This is a genomic window from Kribbella sandramycini (assembly GCF_013131805.1).
Classification (GTDB): Bacteria; Actinomycetota; Actinomycetes; order Propionibacteriales; family Kribbellaceae; genus Kribbella; species Kribbella sandramycini.
The window spans coordinates 64290-81191 of record NZ_JABJRC010000014.1 but is presented as its reverse complement, the minus strand read 5'-3'; the positions used below and the strand labels follow the sequence as shown (position 1 = coordinate 81191).

Genomic DNA, 16902 nt, shown 5'->3' with positions numbered 1-16902 from the left:
TCGTGCGATGACGGCCGGTTTGCCCATTTGTCCGTCGTGGACCCGGTTACGGGGCGCCGTGGAGGAGGTCTGCGATTGCTTCGCCGACGTCGGCGAGTGCGACGGACTCGGCGCGGGCGGGGTCGCCGGCTCGTAGGGCGTCGAGGAGGGCTCGGTGGTTGGGCCAGCGGGTGAGGCCGAACTCTTCGCCGCGGGCGATTCGCTCCCAGCGCAGGTCTCTGGCCTCAGGCTGGGAGAAGACGCGGGTTTGCTCGAGCAGGCGCTCCAGAACCGGGTTGCCGGCGCATGCGGTGACCAGATCGTTGAACCGGTCGACGACGGCGAAGAGCTGGTAGATGTGCTTCTCGATCGGGAGACCGTCGCTCCGGCGCTGGGCGATCACGATGAGGAGATCGTCGGCCTCCCCCAGGGTGGACTCCAGCCGATCGAGCTGTTCGGCAGTGACGTGCCGCGCGGCAAACCGGGCTGCCATACCGCGGAGCGCCGCGTGGACCTCAGCCAGATCCTCGACAGCCTTGTTGCCGATCGTCGACACCTTGACGCTGCGCGGCCCGGTCCGCTCCAGGAGACCGTCCTGCTCGAGCCGCCGGATCGCCTCGCGCACCGGCGTCGGGCTTACGGACAGCTGCTCGGCCAGCCCGCGCTCGGTGACCTTCTCACCGGCGCGCAGCTCGCCACCGACGATGGCCTCCCGGATCGCCTGGTAAGCGCGGTCGGCGAGGGTGTCGGTCGCGAGACTGGCCAGCTGCTTGGTCGTCACGAGGCGAGTGTACAGATGCCATGACAAACCTCGTATCGAATCTCTTGACAGTTTTGCTATAGCAAAACTAATCTCCGTGGCAAATGTTCGGACCGAGAGGACGTGGTGGTGAGCGCAACCCCGCCGTCCGCCGCGACAGGGCACCAGGCCGGACGGACGATCACGTTCTACGTCGCCCTGGCGGTCTTCGCCCAGGAAGTGACGTGGAACTTCTTCGACTCCCAGGTGCCGCCGCTGCTGCGCGCCCACCTCACCAGCACCGCTGTGGTCGGTCTGCTGATGGGGATGGACAACCTGCTCGGGATCTTCATCCAGCCCTGGATGGGGAACCGCTCCGACCGCACCCGGACCCGCTGGGGACGACGCGTCCCCTACCTGGTGGCCGGCATGCCGGCCGCCGCGCTGGTGTTCCTGCTGATTCCACAAGTGGCCGGCAGCCTGTCGTTGCTCATCGCAACCATGGTCGTCTACGCGGTCATCTGCAACGGCTTCAAGCCGGTCTCGGAATCGCTGCTCCCCGACTTCATCACGCCCGAACGCCGCAGCCGCGCCAATGCGGTGGTGAAGATCGCGGCCGGACTGACGACGCTGGTCGCGGCGCTGATCAGCATCCTGCTGGTCGACGACCATCCGTCCGCGGCCTTCGCCATTCCGTCGCTGCTGATGCTAGCGGCGATCGCGGTGATCGGCTTCCGGGTTCGCGACAGCCGCTCACGCGGCTACCAGCGAGCGCTGGCGGAGGACGAGTCGGCCGGATCGCGCATCCGGGTGCGCACGATCATCCTCGGGATTCTGCGCGACGAGGACCGCAGCCGGCTGCTCCTCATCCTCGGGATCTTCGTCTTCGGCTGCGCCTGGGCCGCCGTCCGGGCGTTGATGACGCCGTACGGGCAGGAGGCGCTGGCGATGTCGCGCGGCGCGGCCGGCGGACTGGCGCTGCCCAGCGGCATCGCCTATCTGGCCGCCGCGATCCCCGCCGCGCTCCTGGCGGAACGCTTCGGGCGGATCAAGGTCATGGTCGGCGGGATCGCGATCTTCATCGCCGCGATGGCGCTCGGCACGATCTGGCAACAGCCGACCGGCAGCTACGTCGCCTTCGCCCTCGGCGCGGCCGGCGCCGCCGGATTCATGATCAACGCGGTCGTCGCCCTGTGGAACCTCGCGCCCTCGGCCCGGGTCATCGGCACCTACACCGGGCTTTACACGGTGGGCTGGGCCTCGGGAGCGTTCCTCGGTCCGGCGATGGTCGGCGCCTTCGTCGACCTCACGAGCTGGCGTTCGATGCTCGTCGGCATCGGCGTGATCGCCGCACTCGCCGCGCTCGTCATCACGCGAGTCGGCGTCCTGCAGCGCAATCGTGCGGCGGCCCCATGACCCGGCGACTGCTGCTCACTTCCGACTTCCTGCACCCCGGCGACGAGGTCGACGACTACCTGCGCTCGGCCGGGTTCGCCACGCTGCACGCGCCACTGACCGGACGACGGACGCCGAGCGAACTCATCGAGCTGCTCGACGGGGTTGAGGGAGCGTTGATCGCGAACGAACCGCTGACGGCCGAGGTGCTCTCGGCCTCCGTGCTGCGCGCCGTCGTCCGCACGGGTGTGGGCCACGACTCCATCGATCTGACCGCCGCATCCGGTCTGGGCATCTCCATCAGCAATCTGCCGGGGATCAATGCCAATGCCGTTGCCGAGTACACGATCGGGCTCATCCTGGCCGCGGCCCGTGGGCTGGTGCCCAGCGCGGCAGGAGTAGCCGCCGGCGGCTGGCCTCGTCATGACGGCTTCGAGTTGCGTGGCGCAACCCTCGGTCTGGTCGGCTACGGCACGATCGCGCAGGCCGTCGTACCGCTGGCCCGGGCCTTCGGCCTACAGGTCCTGTGTACGACCAAACTGCCGAGGGCCGATCCCGCGGTCCACTTCGTCGCGCTGCCCGAACTACTCGGCTCCGCCGACTTCGTCTCGCTGCACACGTCGCTGACCGAGCAGACCCGCGGCCTGATCGGCGCAGCGCAGTTGCGGCTGATGCGACCGAACGCCGTACTGGTGAACACCTCGCGCGGTCCGGTGGTCGACGAGGAGGCGCTGGCCGCAGCCGTTCGGGACGGCGTCATCGCCGGCGCCCAGCTCGACGTCGTCGCCGAAGAACCCCTGCCGACGACCAGCCCGCTCCGGAACGTTCCGGGAATCGTCGTCTACTCGCACCTCGCCGGGCAGACCGCGCAGGCGCGACAGGCGGCCGGCAAGCAGGGCGCCGCCGAGTTGGTCGCCGCGCTCGCCGGACGTCCTCGGTACCGCGTCAACATGATCGAAAGGAAACCTTGATGACAGTGGACGCCGTTCGGGTCCTGGCCGCCAGTGGCATGCTGGGCGGCGGATTCCCCGCGGAGACGATCGATCGCGGTCTGGCGCTCGGCGCCGACGTGATCAGCGTCGACGGAGGATCGACTGACAGCGGCCCGCACTATCTCGGCTCGGCCACCGCGAAGACCACCCGCCGGGCCGTCGCCCGCGATCTGCGGCTGCTGCTGCGCGGAGCCGCGAAGGGCGGCATCCCGCTGATCATCGGTTCCTGTGGAACCAGCGGCACCGACGCCGGCGTCGACTGGGTCGCCGAGATCGCCGCCGAGGTGATGACCGCGGAAGGCCTCGACCTCCCGGTCACCCGGATCTACAGCGAGCAGGACGCGGGCGACCTCCAGACGCAGCTGAAGGCGGGCCGGGTCCATCCGCTCGCGCCGTCCGGACCGCTGGACGCCGAGACACTCGACAGCTGCACCCACATCGTCGGAGCGATGGGCCACGAACCCATCGTCGAAGCACTCCGCGGCGGCGCCCACGTCGTGCTGGCCGGCCGCGCAACCGACACCGCCCTCGCGGCGGCGTACCCGCTGATGCTGGGCATGCCCGCGGGCCCGACCTGGCACGCCGCGAAGATCATCGAATGCGGCGGCCTCTGCACCACGAAACCGCAGGCCGGCGGCGTGCTCGCCACCATCGACGCCGACGGCTTCACCCTGGAACCACTGAGCCTCGAAGCCGCCTGTACGCCGACGATCGTCGCCGCGCACATGCTCTACGAGACCGCGAACCCGTTCGAGATGCGCGAGCCCGGCGGCACCCTGGACGTCCGCTCCGCGACGTACGTCGCCCTCGACGACCGCACCGTCCGCGTCGAGGGCTCACAGTTCCACCCGGCCGCCCAGTACACCGTCAAACTCGAAGGAGCCCGGATCACGGGCTACGAGACCATCTCCTTCACCGCGATCCGCGACCCGCACATCCTGGCGCGCATCGACGGCTGGGCCGGCTTCATGCACCGGATGCTGACCGAACGGATCCACGACACCCTCGACCTGGAGCCCGGCCAGTACGACTACGACCTCCGCCTCTACGGCCACAACGCCGTCCTCGGCACCCTCGAGCCGGACGCCGGACCGCCCCGCGAAGTCGGCGTCATGCTCGTGGTCAGCGCAGCGGATCAGGAGACCGCCACCGCAATCGCCAAGGTCGCCAACCCCCTGATGCTGCACCTGCCAACCGAAGACATGAATTACCTACCCAGCCTCGCCTTCCCCTTTTCCCCCGCCGAAACCGAACGCGGCCCGGCCTACGAATTCACCCTCAACCACGTCGTGGACACCACCCCCCTGGCCCTGTTCCGCACCGAGACCGGAGTCCGCCCGTGACCACCCTCGCCGACCTGACCACCGAAGTCCGCTCCAAGAACGCCGGCCCCTTCTGGCTCACCCTCGAACTCTTCCTCCGCGACGAGCCCGCCTACCAGCTCGCCGCCGACCCACGCCTCCTCAACGAACGCACCATCGCCGCCCTCTACGCAGTCGACGAGACCACCGTCCAGCTCTTCCGCATCCCCACCCTCAACGTCATCAAAATCTCCTTCCCCCGCCCCCGCAGCCAGGGCTCCCTCCACGACCGAGACATGCACTCCGGCCAACAACACATCCCCCTGGCCCAGCTACAGGTCCAGCAACCGCCCGCCTGAGCAGCGACGCGCTGCTCAGTTGATCATCGGACGCGTTGACCTTCGTGGTCCGCAGGACCGGGTAGCTTGTCGCACGATGACGACTACAGGTGATTCGCGGTCCCGGGGGCGCAGTTTGCGGCGGGACGCGCTTGGGTTGGGCACGTCCGCCGCGATCGGGATCTCCTCGTCGGCGCCGGCGTACTCGCTGGCCGTTGCGGTCGGGCTGCTCGCCGCGTACGTCGGTACTGCGGCTCCCCTGGTCCTGGGGCTTTCGGCGGTGCCGGTCGTGCTGGTCGCGCTCTGCTTCCGCGAGCTGAACCGGACCGAGCCGGACTGCGGTACGACGTTCCCCTGGACAGAGAAGGCGTTCGGCATCGGAGTCGGCCGCATGGTCGGCTGGACCACGGTGATGGCTTGCGTGCTCGTCATGAGCAACCTGGCCCAGGTCGCCTCGATCTACACCTTCGTCCTGCTCGGGCTGGACGATGCGGCCGGCTCCCGCCCGGCACAGGCTGCGCTGGGGGCCGTGTTCATCACCGTGATGGCGGCGCTCGCGTACCGCGGTATCCGGATCGCGGCCTGGACCCAGGCGATCCTGCTGACGGTCGAGGTCGTGGCGTTGCTCTGGTTCGCCGGCAACGCCTTCCGCGAGGCCGGCTCGTTCAGCCTCGCGACGAACACCGGCGAGGGCAAGTGGGCCCTCGGCGTACTCGTCGCGGTGTTGCTCTACTGGGGCTGGGACTCGTCCTTCAGCGTCAACGAGGAGACCCGCGATCCGCGCCGTACTCCGGCCGTCGCAGCCCTGGTCGCCAACGGTTTCCTGATCGTCCTGTACGCCGTGGTCGCCTGGTCCGCGCTCGCATACGCCGGCGTCGGCACGCTGGCCGGCATCGCGGACGACGACTTCTTCTCGGTCCTCAGCAACGACCTGCTCGGTACGGCGGGCGGCAAGCTGCTCATCGGCGCAGTCCTCGTCTCCGCGCTCGCCTCGACCCAGACAACCATCCTGCCGACCGCCCGGACCATGCTGTCGATGGCCCGGCGCGACGCGTTTCCGGGGCAGTTCGCGCGGATCTCCACTCGCTTCCACACCCCCAGCGTGTCCACCGTGGTCTTCGCCGCGGCCAGCCTAACCATCTACGTCACCCTGGTCCTCATCTCGGACGCCGTACTGGCCGACGCCGTCGGAGCCGTCTCGGTCCTGGTGTCGCTCTACTACCTAGCCACCGCGATCGCCGTACCGGTGTATTTCACCGGCCGGCTCAAGGGCCGCGTGCCGCAGCGGTTGATCATCCCGGTGCTCGCGGCCGCGTCGTTCGCCGCAGTCCTGGTGCTGGCTGTCGCCGACGTGGGTACCGGCCCCCTGGTTGTCGTGGGTGTCACCATGGTGGTGGGCGCGCTGATCATGTACTCGATGAAGCCGCCTGCCGAGGGAGAAGGCAGGGTATGACGCAATCCGGACCGATCAGGCGCATGCGCAGTGCCGGCATCACGCTCGGCCTGACCGCGCTGGTCGCCGCTTCCCTGACCGGATGCGCCAACGACGGCGACACCGCCGACTACGCAGCAATCTGAGTCGACCCACAAACCCAGCAGCGCACAGACGACGACCAGTGCAAGGACGACCGCGAGTACCACGGCTCCGGCGCCGGCTTCTTCTGGTTCTACATGGCCACCCGCGGCGGCCTCCTGGTACCGCCAGTCGGCGGCCGCTACAACACCACGGACGGCACCTACACCACCTCCACCCTACGCAACGCCTCCGGCGGCGCCCCAACCATCCAACGCGGCGGCCTCTCCCCCAAGGGCGGCACCATCGACACCATCGCCCGCGGCGGCTTCGGCAAAGCAGGCAAGGGAACCTCCGGCGGCTGACGCGGACGCTCAACCAGTCAAGAGGTTGACCCAGCTCCGACCCTGGTCGATCTCAAACAAGCGGCCGCCATTCCGTCCACGGTCGCTCTCCGCGGAGTCCGCGCAGCCAGGCGACGCGTACAACGCTTGAAGGAACAACTGCACCAGATCTCCATGGAAGCCAAGCAGGCCGGCGGCGGCCTCGCTCAGTTCAAGATGAAGTTCACGCAGCACTCGCAGCAGGTGCAAGCCCTAATCGCCGGAACTGCCACGGGCGTCGATCGGGACATTGCCGAAATCCTGGACGCCGCCGGGCGTGCAGTTGAGCAAGCGGCCCAGTCGCTGGAGATCGCCGCGTCCGGATGCGCGAACTACGCAAACCAGATCTAAGCGGGCATCATGCCCTCCGAACTGCAACGGGTCGCTCAGGGCCTGGTCGACTCGCTCGACCAGGTGCCGCAGGTCGTCGCCTACCTCCAGAGGACGGCAGGTAGATGTCGAGAGAACGCCGCCGCGGTTGTGCAGCTCGCGGGGCAGAACGGGGCAACGGCCGCCGCTCAACTCGATGACGCGGCAAGGAGATGCGAGGAGGCCGCACACTACCTATCGATGGCCCCACCGAAGGCGCAAGGATGGGCGGCAAGGTTGGTGCAGCTCGGCGCCGCAGGCACGACGTACCCCAGAGCGGGCTCACCGGACCGCAGCCCACTCAGGAGCGGTGACCCAAGTCCAGACGATGACCCGGCCTCCAGCCGCAGAGAAGAGGACTCACGCAGGAGCAAAGCCGTGCAGCCCGAACGCCGGCAACTCGATAATGCCGCGGAGCCGCGACACGCGACTGCACCCGAACTGTCGGACGACTTCGACCAGAAGGCCATCGAGATTCTGAACCGCCTACCGGTGCGCAAGCCCACCCGCAGCTACAGCCCAAAGACGCGGGGCACCTGGCGAGAGGATGACGGCACGGAGCACGACCTGATCAGCGGACGCCACGACCCCGAGTTCGGTGAAGCTCAACGCCACGCCGAACAGCTAGGGATCGTCGACCCGCCGTCCATTCTGTCAACTGCCGCCGATGTCGAACTCAAGTTCGCCATGCGCATGCGGCGCGACGGCATCCGCAACGCGCGGATCGTGTTAAATAACCGACCATGCCCCGGCGATCTGGGCTGCAACAAGCTCTTGCCGAGCTTCTTGCCTCCCGGCAGCCAACTGACCGTCTACGGACCGGGCGGATTCAAGCAGACCTACTACGGAAAGTCGGACCCGGAATGAACACCATCAGGGCGTACTACAAGCACGAACACGACACCCAGCCTCTGATCCTTGAAACCGCCGCCGACATCGACCTGCTCATCGACGGGCTACTGAGCGAGGACTACGATCACTCGGTCGCCGCCCTCTACGTCGAGGGGCGTCTGAACGCCGCCGGAGTCCCCGACCACGAGCTCCTGGTAGCCGTCAACAACGAGGACGGCGACGTCGGAGCTCTGCGCTACATGGGCGACGGCGGCACCTACTACACCCACGGCCCCGGCAACGCCGAGGTGACCTACTTCTACACCGGAAGCGACCGCGAGTTCCCCGCGGACTCCGAAGTATCCCTCACCGACGTCCGAGAAGCCATCAAGGAGTTCCTGGCAACGGGAACACGGCCGGCCGGGCTCGAGTGGACGAAGGCGGCGTAGCATCGATCAGTCGCCAAGCTCGCTGTCGACCGCCTCGATATCACCTGGCTCCGCCCAACTGTTGACTCTGTAACTGCCGTGCGGCTTGGTCCTCATGCACCCACCGGCATGCTTTCGTTTTCTTTCTTCTCTTTCTTCGTAGAAACACGAAAGCCGGCTGGGCCCTGGGTGGAGGGCTCAGCCGGCTTTTGTGTGGGTTACTTCGTCAGGCCGAGGATGAGGGTGTTGGGGTAAGGGGGGTAGGGCGGGAGGTAGAAGTTCTGGACTTTGGAGCCGTGGAGGAAGGCGTTGCGGGCGTAGAGGAGGGGGACCAGGGGGCTGTCGGTCATGATTTGTTTGTCGAGGGCGGACCAGAGGGTGGCGGCTTTGGTTTTGTCGGGTTCGGCGGTGGCGGCGTTGATGGCGGTGTCCACGGCGGGGTTGGAGTAGCGGGAGATGTTGTAGCCGCCGTTGCCGATCTCGGAGGTGGAGAAGAGGGGCTGGATGTTGCCCAGGGCGCTGGGGAAGTCGGGGAGCCAGCTGGAGACGGTGAGGTCGTAGTCGGGTTTGTTGCCGGTGATGAGGTCGCTGAGGGGTTCGGCGTCGAGGGGTTTGATGTCGACGGTGATGCCGGCTCGTTTGAGGCCCTGCTGGATGGCTTGGGCGACGGGGAGGCCGGTGGCGTTGTCGGCGACCAGGGTGAGGCGGAGGTTGCTGACGCCGGCGGCGGCCAGGAGTTGTTTGGCCTTGTCGGGGTCGCCGGCGGGCGGGGCCTCGTAGGCGTTGTACTTCGCGTAGCCGTCGATACCGGGGGTGATGAGGGTGGAGGCGATCTCGCCGCCGAACTCGGGGCCGCCTTCGGCGACCTGGACGGCCTGCTTGTCGACGGCGTACTGGATCGCCTTGCGGACCTCGGGGTTGGACAGCGCGGGGCGCTTGTTGTTCATCGCGAGGTACTGCAGGGCGCCGGACGGCGACGTGGCGACGCGGGCCTTGACGGCGGGGTTGCCGTTGACGGTCGGGATCAGCGCGGCCGGGACGCTGACGCCGGTCGCGGCGGCAAACTTGTCGTCACCGGAGTCCTGGATGAGGCGCTGGTTGACCGTGTTGGACTCCAGGCCCATCTGCCAGACGTAGGCGTCCGGGAGCGCGGTGCGCGCGGGGTCGCTGGCCTTGTCCCAGTTCGGGTTGCGCTCGAGTTCGAGTTTCGAGCCCGGGGTGTAGGTCTTGACCTGGTACGGGCCGCTGGCCAGCGGCTTCTCGCCGTAGTGGGCCGGGTCGGTGTCGGCCTTCTTCGGCACCGGCGAGAAGGCCGGCATGCTGACCACCCACGGCCAGTCGCCGAACGCCTTGTTCAGCTTGAAGACGATCGTGGTGTCGTCCGGCGCCTCGACGGAGTCCAGCGACGCGCCCTTGTACGGGCCGGTGTACTTGTCGCCCCCGGCCAGCAGCGACTTGTGGTAGCCCAGCCCGCCGGACAGCTCCGGCGCGAAGGAGCGCTCGATCCCGTACTTGATGTCGGCGGCAACGATCGTCGAGCCGTCGGCGTACTTCAGGTTCGGCTTGAGCTTGTAGGTCCAGGTCTTGCCGCCGTCGGTGGTCTGGCCGATGTCGGTGGCCAGGTCCGGGATCAGCTCGGTCGGCTTGGCCGGGTCGGTCTTCCAGGCCGTCAGCCCGCGCAGGATCAGGTGGATCGCGCTGGTGCCGAGATTCTGGCTCTTCGCCGGGTCGAAGCTGATTTCCTTGCTGGTGCTCAGGAACTGCAGCGTGCCGCCTGCTTCGGCCGTGCCGGTCGAACCGCCGGAGCTCGGCTTGTTGTTGGCGTTGCAGGCGGTGGCCGCCAACGCCAGTACGGCCGCGACCGCGACCGCTCGGGTGATGGGTTTCATCATGTCCTCTCAGAGGTGGGGGGCTCGGGGAAGTAGCAGGCGGCCAGGTGTTCAGTCTGGCCCGCGACCGGTTGCAGAACCGGCCGTTCGGTGGCGCAAACGTCCTCGGCCCGGTAACAACGTGTCCGGAACGGACAGCCGGACGGCGGCGCGATCGGCGTCGGCACGTCGCCCGTCAGCACGATCCGCTCCCGGACGGCGCCCGGCTCGGGCACCGGCACCGCCGACAGCAAAGCCTTCGTGTACGGGTGGGCCGGCGCGTTGTAGACCTGGTCCGACGGCCCTTCCTCGACGATCGTGCCGAGGTACATCACCGCGACCCGGCCGGCGACCTGCCGGACGACGGCCAGGTCGTGCGCGACGACGACGTACGACAGCCCGAGCTCGTCGCGCAGGTCGGCCAGCAGGTTCAGCACCTGGGCCTGCACCGACACGTCCAGCGCCGACACCGGCTCGTCGCAGATCAGCAGATCCGGGCTGACGGCGAGCGCGCGGGCGATCCCGATCCGCTGCCGCTGCCCGCCGGAGAACTCGTGCGGGTACCGCTCCAGATGCTCCTCGGACAACCCGACCTGATGCAGCAGCTCGACGAGCTGCGTCCGGGTCGGCCGCGTCCCTTGCGCGCGGAACGGCGTACTCAGAATCGTCCCGACCGACTGCCGCGGGTTCAGCGAGGCCTGCGGGTCCTGGAAGACCATCTGCACCCTGCGCCGCACCGGCCGCAGCCGCCGCCCGCGCACCCGCGTGACGTCCTTGCCGCCGATCTCCACCCGGCCCGCGGTCGGGTCGAGCAACCGGGTCGCGACCCGCGCCAGCGTCGACTTGCCCGACCCTGATTCGCCAACCAGCCCGACCGTCTCGCCTTTGCGGACGACGAAGCTCACGCCGTCCACCGCGCGCACGGCCTGGGCCGCCTGCCACGGCACGCCACGCAGCCCAAAGTACTTCCGGACGCCGTCCAGCCGCAGCAGCTCCTCGGTCATGCCACCACCTCCGGACGCCGACCCAGGTGACAGGCGGCCTCGTGATCACCCTCGCCGGGCCGCGGTGTGAGCTCGGGTCGCTCGGTGACGCATCGCTCGCCGACCCGCTCGGTATACGCGCAGCGCGGCTGGAACGGGCACCCGGCGCTGATCGAACCCGGCGACGGCGGGCTGCCCGGGATCGTCGTCAGCCGGCGCGTCGGCGGGACGTCGATCCGCGGCATCGCGCCCAGCAGCCCAAGGCTGTACGGATGCGCCGCCCGGAAAAACAGATCCCGCACGGTCCCCCGCTCGGCCGCGCGCCCGGCGTACATGACCAGGACGTCGTCCGCGACCTCGGCGACCACTCCGAGGTCGTGCGAGATCAGCACGAGCGCCGTCCCGAACTCCTCCTGGACGTCGGCGAGCAGCTGCATGATCTGCGCCTGCACGGTGACGTCGAGCGCCGTCGTCGGCTCATCCGCGATCAGCACCCGCGGGTTGTTGACCAGCGCCATCGCGATCACGACCCGCTGCCGCATCCCGCCGGAGAACTCGTGCGGATAGCTCTTCGCGCGCCGGGCGGCGTCCGGGATGCCGACCTTGTCGAGCATCTCGACGGCCCGCCGGAACGCGACCTTCTTCGAGACGTCGTGGTGCAGCCGGTACGCCTCGGCGACCTGCCAACCCACGCTGTAGTAGGGATTCAGCGCTGACAACGCGTCCTGGAAAACCAGGGCGATGTCGTTACCGCGGATCTTCCGCAACTCGTCCGCCTCCAGGCCGACCAGCTCCCGCCCGTCGAGCAACACCTCGCCGCGCACCTCGGCGTTCGACGGCAGCAAGCCCATCACCGCGGCCGAGCTGACGCTCTTGCCGGAGCCGGACTCGCCGACGATCGCCAGCGTCTCCCCCGGCGCGACGGCGAAGTCGATGCCGTCGACGGCCGGCACCGGCCCGCCCTCGGTCGCGAACGTGACGCGCAGGTCGTGGACTTCGAGAATCGGCTCAGCCATGACTCACCCTCGGGTCGAGCGCACCGTGGACGATGTCCACCACCAGGTTCGCCAGGATGATCAGGAACGCCGAGAACAGCGTCACCCCGACGACGACGGCGACGTCCAGCTGGCCGACGGCGCTGATCAGCAGCTCGCCCAGGCCCTGCATGCTGAACACCTTCTCGGTCAGAATCGCGCCGCCGAGCAGACCGCCCAGATCCAGGCCGAACAGCGTGACGATCGGGACGAGCGCGCCCCGCAGACCGTGGGTGACGACGACGCGCGCCTCCCCCGCGCCCTTGGCCCGCGCGGTGGTGATGTGGTCGAGGTTGAGCTCCTCGAGCATCTGCGCGCGGGTCAGCCGGATGTACGACGCCGCCTGCAGCACGGCGAGCACCAGCCACGGGGTGACCAGATGCCAGGCCCAGTCGACCGGGCTCTCGGTGAACGGGACGTACCCGTTGACCGGGACCATGTTCAGCCAGAACCCGAAGGCCAGGATCGCCAGCAGGCCGAGCAGGAACGACGGCGTCGAGACCCCGATCAGCGCGACGCCGACCGAGAGCCGATCGAGCAGCCGGCCGCGGTTCAGCGCCGCGATCACACCGAGCGAGACGCCGATCAGCAACCAGAGGACGGCGGCGCCGAGCGCGATCGAGGCGGTGACGGGGAGCCGATCCGCGATCAGGGTCGTGACCGGGCGGCCGAGCGGGAACGAGTAGCCGAAGCAGGGCGCCTCGCAGCGCACCGCGGCCGGCCCGTCGCCGAAGGTCCGGCCGGCGAAGATGCCCCTGAGGAAGTTCAGGTACTGCTGGATCGTGCTCTGGTCGAGCTGCATGAAGTGCCGGGCCTGCTCCAGCCGGTCCGGCGTACAGGGTTTGCCGCAGGACAGATGGGCGGGGTCGGCGGGGATCGCGTAGAAGATCAGGTACACGGCGAGGCTGAGCGCGAGCATCACCAGCACGGTCGCGAACAGCCGGCGGACGACGAACCAGACGATCCCGGGCATCAGCGGGTCCTCCGCAGCCGGACGTCGAAGGCGTCGCGGACGCCGTCGCCGAGCAGGGTGAAGCCGAGGACCGCGGCGAACAGCGCAATCCCGGGGAAGACCATGAACCACGGGTCGGCGCCGGTGTAGACCCAGACGATCGAGTCCGAGATCGAGCGGCCGAGACTCGGTGTCGGCGGCGGGACGCCGACGCCCAGGAAGGACAGCGCGGCCTCGGCGCCGATGTAGCCGGGGATCGCGAGCGTCGCGATCACCAGCACCGGGCCGAGCAGGTTCGGCAGCAGCTCGCGGGTGATCACCCACCAGCCGGACGAGCCGACGCTGCGGGCCGCCTCGACGAATTCCCGGGTGACCAGCGAGCGGGCCTGCGCCCGGATCAACCGGGCCAGGCCGGCCCAGCCGAAGACGCTCAGGACGCCGATCAGCAACAACGTCCGCGGCACCTTCGCCGGGACGATGATGCCCAGGGCAATCATGAAGACGAGTTGCGGGAAGCCGAACAGGAAGTCGAGCAACCGGGACAGGACGGCGTCGAACCAGCCGCCCACGTAGGCCGCGGTGATCCCGAGCAGCGTGCCGATCACGGTGGTGACGACGGTGACCACGATCGCGATCACCAGCGACGTCCGCAGGCCGAGGACCACGATCGAGAACAGGTCCCGGCCGGTCAGCGGCTCGACGCCGAACCAGTGCTCGGCGCTGACCCCGCCGAACGACCCGAGCGGCGCGTTCCCGCGGGCCGGATCCAGCAGGTCGATGTGGTACGTGTACGCGTCCTGCCCGGACAGTTTCACCAGTAGCGGCGAGGCCGCCGCCACCACGATCAGCGCCGCGACCAGCACCAGACCGACCCGCGCGCTCCGGTCCCGCCGGACCCGGCGCAGCGCCTGCCGGGTCGGACTGACCGCCCCGGCGACCGACGAACTCACAAGCACTCCCGACGAGGTTGAATTTCCAACAGCCGACACAAGCTAGAGCGCATCCTCCCACCATGCCCACACCATCTTGAATCCTGAGAATCTCTACTCGACAACTCCAGATTCAGGTAGGTGCTCCCGGGTGGCTACTCTCCGCAGATGGACAGCGAGCTCCGCATCGGCACCCGAGTCCTCAACTACAGCCGCTACGGCCACTCTGGCGGCGTACCGGTGCTCTCGCTCGGCGGCTCGCCGTCAACCCGCTGGAAGCGCCCTGAGGTGGTCGCGGCCATCGCCGACGCCGGCCTCGACGTCGTCTTCCCCGACCGCCCCGGATACGGCGGTTCCACCCGCCAACCCGGCCGCACCGTCGCCGCTGCAGCCGCAGACGCCGCTGCGCTCGCGGACCACCTCGGCTGGTCGGCGTTCGCCGTCACCGGCGGCTCCGGCGGCGGGCCGCACGCCCTCGCCTGTGCGGCCCTGCTCTCCGATCGGGTCACCCGCTGCGCGGTGGTCGGCGGCATTGCGCCCCCACTAACCGACGGGCCCCAGCCCACTCAAGCTGACGAGGACGCCGACCCCCGCCGCAACGAAACGTCATGGCTGGCGGCACACGAGCCAGCCAGCCTACGTCCGTTGTTCGAGCAGTCAGCGGCACACATCATGTCCGCAGTCGAAGCTGGTGGGCCTGAGTTCCCGCCTGACCCCGGTACGCCGCCTGGCCCGCCCGCGCGTGATGACGCCGAGGCGATGGCTCGGCTCACCGCTACGTTCGTGACGAGTCACGACGGCTGGTACGACGACTTGGTCGCCTTTGCGCGTCCGTGGGGGTTCGACTTCGCGGACGTCGCCGTACCGGTGCGCCTTTGGTACGGCAGCGCTGATGAGCGCTCGCGCAGGTACGCGGAACTGCTGGCGGGTGAGCTGTCGGCTGAGCGGGTCGAGTACGCCGGTGGGCACATTCCGCCGGCACCGGCGTATCGAGAGGTGCTTGGGTGGCTCAGCCGGTGAGGTCCCAGCGGCGCGGCCGGAGGAGCCGGATTGCTACGACAGCGATGACGGCTCCGAGGAGGATGCCGGGGAGGGACCAACGCCAGCCGGTGAAGAAGGTGGTGGTGGCGGCTAGTTCGGTGGTGGGAGTGGGCGCGGGGGCGGCCTGGTTTGGTTGGGGGTAGGTGGTGGGGCCGCCGCGGGGGTGTTCGCCGTTGCGGTCGCCTGGTAGGAGCTTGAGGTCGCTCAGGAGCTTGGTCAGGGCTACTGGGTCGGTGGTGCGGTGCCAGGTGGGGCTGGAGTCGCCGGGGATCTCGGTGGTGGCGATCCAGGGGCCGCCAGGGGCGTCTGGGTAGATGAGGCTGAGACGCCAGACTCGCATGTCGTGGATGAGCCAGGTGGCGCGGACGAAGGCGCCCTCCTCGTGGGAGCCGGTGTCGGGCTCGGGGCGGGCGGCTGACGGGTCGGTGAGGCTCATCAGCTGGCTGTACTTCGGGTCGTCGTAGCCGAGGGCGGTGACGTGCGGGGGCGCGCTGAGGAGCACGCTCGTAGGGCCGCCGGCGTGGGCCGGGACGGCGGGCAGCAGGAGCAGTACGGCGAGCAGCGCCAGGAATCGTCGGGCCATACCTGGATACACCGCGACGGGTCAGGAGGTTCCGGCGGCGAGTTGGACGGCCCGGGCCTTGTCGGCGACTTCGAGCCGGTAGGTGACACCGGCCCGCTCCCAGACCAGAGTCGGCCCAGCGATGCGGACGACGCGTTGGTCCACCAGCACTAGCGTGTGCGGAGTGCTGAACCAGTAGCCGGAGACCTCGGGCACATACTCGATCTGGTTGTAGTACTTCTTCCAGTACAGCGGTGACACTCCGGACTGGAACTGCTCCAGCCGCACACCGTCCCACCCCATCGCGACGAACCTCGGTGATGCGTCCACACCGGCCGGTGTGCCCAGTTCACGCGGCCAGGCCGGTGTGAAACCCGCAGTACGGGCAGCGTCGTCCAGAGACAGCCGGCCAGTGACCACAGGGATCGGTGGTGCCGTACTGGGTGCAGTGCCGACCGGCCGCGCCTCCACTCCCCCGATCCGCAGCCACTCCGCGACTGTCGCCCGTACTGGCGGTGTGAGCGCCAGCCCGGCCAGTAGTACACACAGGCCAGCGACGAAGAACCGCCAGCGATCGCGCATGCGGCGCCGAACCGGGATGTCGGCGACGCGGTTGAGTACGGCGGCCGTCAGTGCGTCGTCCACCGGAGGCACCACGGCAGAGCGGCCGAGGGCGCGTAGCTCGTCGTCCAGATTCATGCGGGCACCTCCTTTCGTAGCCGGTCCAGCGCGCGGTGCAGGCGCGACTTCACCGTTCCGCGCGGCCAGCCGAGCACTACCGCGGTCTCCTGCTCATCCAGCTCCAACAGATACCGGCACGTCACTACGAGCCGCTGCGGCTCCGGCAACGCCGAAACCGCCGCCAACAGCTCTGTACGCCGAACCAGCGACACAGCAGCGTCAGCCGGGTCCAGTACGACGTCCAGCGGCGCAGCGAGCTCCTCGCGGCGGCTACGCCGCGAGCGGGACCGGACGGCGTTCCGCGTCTCGTTGGCGACGATTCGCAGCAGCCACGGCCGGAACGCCGCCTCGCTGCGAAAACTCCCCAGCGCCCGGTATGCCTTCACGAACGCCTCCTGGACGACGTCGTCCGCATCCGCGCCCGCACCGAGGAAGACCGCCGTCCGCTTCGCGATCGGGGCATGCAGCAGCACCAGCTCGCCGTACGCAGCGGAGTCACCGCTACGCACCCGAGCCAGGATCGCTACCTCGTCCACCTCGCTGATACGGCCTCCTGACACGTTCTGGTCATTGTCACTACACCG

General features: G+C 68.9%; 20 protein-coding genes. 11 read left to right on the top strand and 9 right to left on the bottom strand.

Going from position 1 to position 16902, the window contains the following annotated elements; translation table 11 throughout:
* Nucleotides 1-46: 46 nt before the first annotated feature.
* Nucleotides 47-760 carry a GntR family transcriptional regulator gene (locus HPO96_RS35965; RefSeq protein ID WP_171678941.1) on the bottom strand — a complete coding sequence of 238 codons (714 nt, stop codon included), beginning with the start codon at nucleotides 758-760 and terminating at the stop codon, nucleotides 47-49.
* 108 nt (nucleotides 761-868) lie between these two features.
* Here HPO96_RS35965 and HPO96_RS35960 point away from each other — a divergent pair, with 108 nt between their 5' ends.
* From HPO96_RS35960 to HPO96_RS35920, 10 genes are all read left to right on the top strand, one after another.
* Nucleotides 869-2134 carry an MFS transporter gene (locus tag HPO96_RS35960; protein WP_171678940.1) on the top strand — a complete coding sequence of 422 codons (1266 nt, stop codon included), beginning with the start codon at nucleotides 869-871 and terminating at the stop codon, nucleotides 2132-2134.
* On the top strand, nucleotides 2131-3084 hold the full coding sequence (locus HPO96_RS35955) for a phosphoglycerate dehydrogenase (RefSeq protein ID WP_171678939.1): 954 nt from the start codon (nucleotides 2131-2133) through the stop codon (nucleotides 3082-3084). Before HPO96_RS35960 ends, HPO96_RS35955 begins: the two co-directional genes overlap by 4 nt.
* Nucleotides 3084-4448, top strand: a complete 1365-nt coding sequence (locus HPO96_RS38785) for an acyclic terpene utilization AtuA family protein (RefSeq protein ID WP_171678938.1) — start codon at nucleotides 3084-3086, stop codon at nucleotides 4446-4448. The genes HPO96_RS35955 and HPO96_RS38785 overlap by 1 nt, the downstream gene beginning before the upstream one ends.
* Complete coding sequence (locus HPO96_RS38780; RefSeq protein ID WP_337796946.1) at nucleotides 4445-4765, top strand: DUF4387 domain-containing protein; 321 nt, start codon at nucleotides 4445-4447, stop codon at nucleotides 4763-4765. The genes HPO96_RS38785 and HPO96_RS38780 overlap by 4 nt, the downstream gene beginning before the upstream one ends.
* A gap of 76 nt (nucleotides 4766-4841) precedes the next feature.
* Nucleotides 4842-6197: an APC family permease gene (locus tag HPO96_RS35940; protein WP_171678937.1), complete on the top strand. Its 1356-nt coding sequence runs from the start codon at nucleotides 4842-4844 to the stop codon at nucleotides 6195-6197.
* Nucleotides 6194-6322, top strand: a complete 129-nt coding sequence (locus tag HPO96_RS39400; RefSeq protein WP_272954787.1) for a hypothetical protein — start codon at nucleotides 6194-6196, stop codon at nucleotides 6320-6322. The genes HPO96_RS35940 and HPO96_RS39400 overlap by 4 nt, the downstream gene beginning before the upstream one ends.
* 93 nt (nucleotides 6323-6415) lie before the next feature.
* Nucleotides 6416-6622: a hypothetical protein gene (locus HPO96_RS38775; RefSeq protein WP_171678936.1), complete on the top strand. Its 207-nt coding sequence runs from the start codon at nucleotides 6416-6418 to the stop codon at nucleotides 6620-6622.
* A 126-nt stretch (nucleotides 6623-6748) separates the two neighbouring features.
* Nucleotides 6749-6991, top strand: a complete 243-nt coding sequence (locus HPO96_RS35930; protein ID WP_238355881.1) for a hypothetical protein — start codon at nucleotides 6749-6751, stop codon at nucleotides 6989-6991.
* A 396-nt stretch (nucleotides 6992-7387) separates the two neighbouring features.
* Nucleotides 7388-7876: a DddA-like double-stranded DNA deaminase toxin gene (locus HPO96_RS35925; RefSeq protein WP_171678935.1), complete on the top strand. Its 489-nt coding sequence runs from the start codon at nucleotides 7388-7390 to the stop codon at nucleotides 7874-7876.
* On the top strand, nucleotides 7873-8289 hold the full coding sequence (locus HPO96_RS35920; RefSeq protein ID WP_171678934.1) for an Imm1 family immunity protein: 417 nt from the start codon (nucleotides 7873-7875) through the stop codon (nucleotides 8287-8289). The genes HPO96_RS35925 and HPO96_RS35920 overlap by 4 nt, the downstream gene beginning before the upstream one ends.
* Nucleotides 8290-8486: 197 nt before the next feature.
* Here HPO96_RS35920 and HPO96_RS35915 read toward each other — a convergent pair whose 3' ends face one another.
* From HPO96_RS35915 to HPO96_RS39815, 5 genes are read right to left on the bottom strand one after another with little or no spacing between them, the layout of a single operon-like run.
* Entirely contained in the window at nucleotides 8487-10160 is a 1674-nt protein-coding gene (locus HPO96_RS35915) for an ABC transporter substrate-binding protein (RefSeq protein ID WP_238355880.1), read from the bottom strand.
* A complete protein-coding gene (locus HPO96_RS35910) occupies nucleotides 10157-11140 on the bottom strand; it encodes an ABC transporter ATP-binding protein (RefSeq protein ID WP_171678933.1) in 984 nt (327 codons plus the stop codon). Before HPO96_RS35910 ends, HPO96_RS35915 begins: the two co-directional genes overlap by 4 nt.
* Nucleotides 11137-12135 carry an ABC transporter ATP-binding protein gene (locus HPO96_RS35905; RefSeq protein ID WP_171678932.1) on the bottom strand — a complete coding sequence of 333 codons (999 nt, stop codon included), beginning with the start codon at nucleotides 12133-12135 and terminating at the stop codon, nucleotides 11137-11139. Before HPO96_RS35905 ends, HPO96_RS35910 begins: the two co-directional genes overlap by 4 nt.
* Complete coding sequence (locus HPO96_RS35900) at nucleotides 12128-13126, bottom strand: ABC transporter permease (protein WP_171678931.1); 999 nt, start codon at nucleotides 13124-13126, stop codon at nucleotides 12128-12130. Before HPO96_RS35900 ends, HPO96_RS35905 begins: the two co-directional genes overlap by 8 nt.
* Entirely contained in the window at nucleotides 13126-14055 is a 930-nt protein-coding gene (locus HPO96_RS39815) for an ABC transporter permease subunit (RefSeq protein ID WP_171678930.1), read from the bottom strand. The genes HPO96_RS35900 and HPO96_RS39815 overlap by 1 nt, the downstream gene beginning before the upstream one ends.
* Before the next feature lie 147 nt (nucleotides 14056-14202).
* On the opposite strand from HPO96_RS39815, the gene HPO96_RS35890 reads away from it, so the two are divergent.
* A complete protein-coding gene (locus HPO96_RS35890) occupies nucleotides 14203-15054 on the top strand; it encodes an alpha/beta hydrolase (RefSeq protein WP_171678929.1) in 852 nt (283 codons plus the stop codon).
* Here HPO96_RS35890 and HPO96_RS35885 read toward each other — a convergent pair.
* Genes HPO96_RS35885 through HPO96_RS35875 form a run of 3 tightly spaced genes read right to left on the bottom strand, consistent with a single transcriptional unit; the run spans nucleotide 15044 to nucleotide 16878 of the window.
* Nucleotides 15044-15658 (bottom strand): hypothetical protein, encoded by a 615-nt coding sequence (locus HPO96_RS35885; protein WP_171678928.1) that lies wholly within the window; start codon nucleotides 15656-15658, stop codon nucleotides 15044-15046. The two genes, HPO96_RS35890 and HPO96_RS35885, sit on opposite strands and share 11 nt — an antisense overlap.
* Before the next feature lie 21 nt (nucleotides 15659-15679).
* Nucleotides 15680-16336: a hypothetical protein gene (locus HPO96_RS35880; RefSeq protein WP_171678927.1), complete on the bottom strand. Its 657-nt coding sequence runs from the start codon at nucleotides 16334-16336 to the stop codon at nucleotides 15680-15682.
* A complete protein-coding gene (locus HPO96_RS35875) occupies nucleotides 16333-16878 on the bottom strand; it encodes an RNA polymerase sigma factor (RefSeq protein ID WP_337796945.1) in 546 nt (181 codons plus the stop codon). The genes HPO96_RS35880 and HPO96_RS35875 overlap by 4 nt, the downstream gene beginning before the upstream one ends.
* Nucleotides 16879-16902 lie beyond the last annotated feature (24 nt).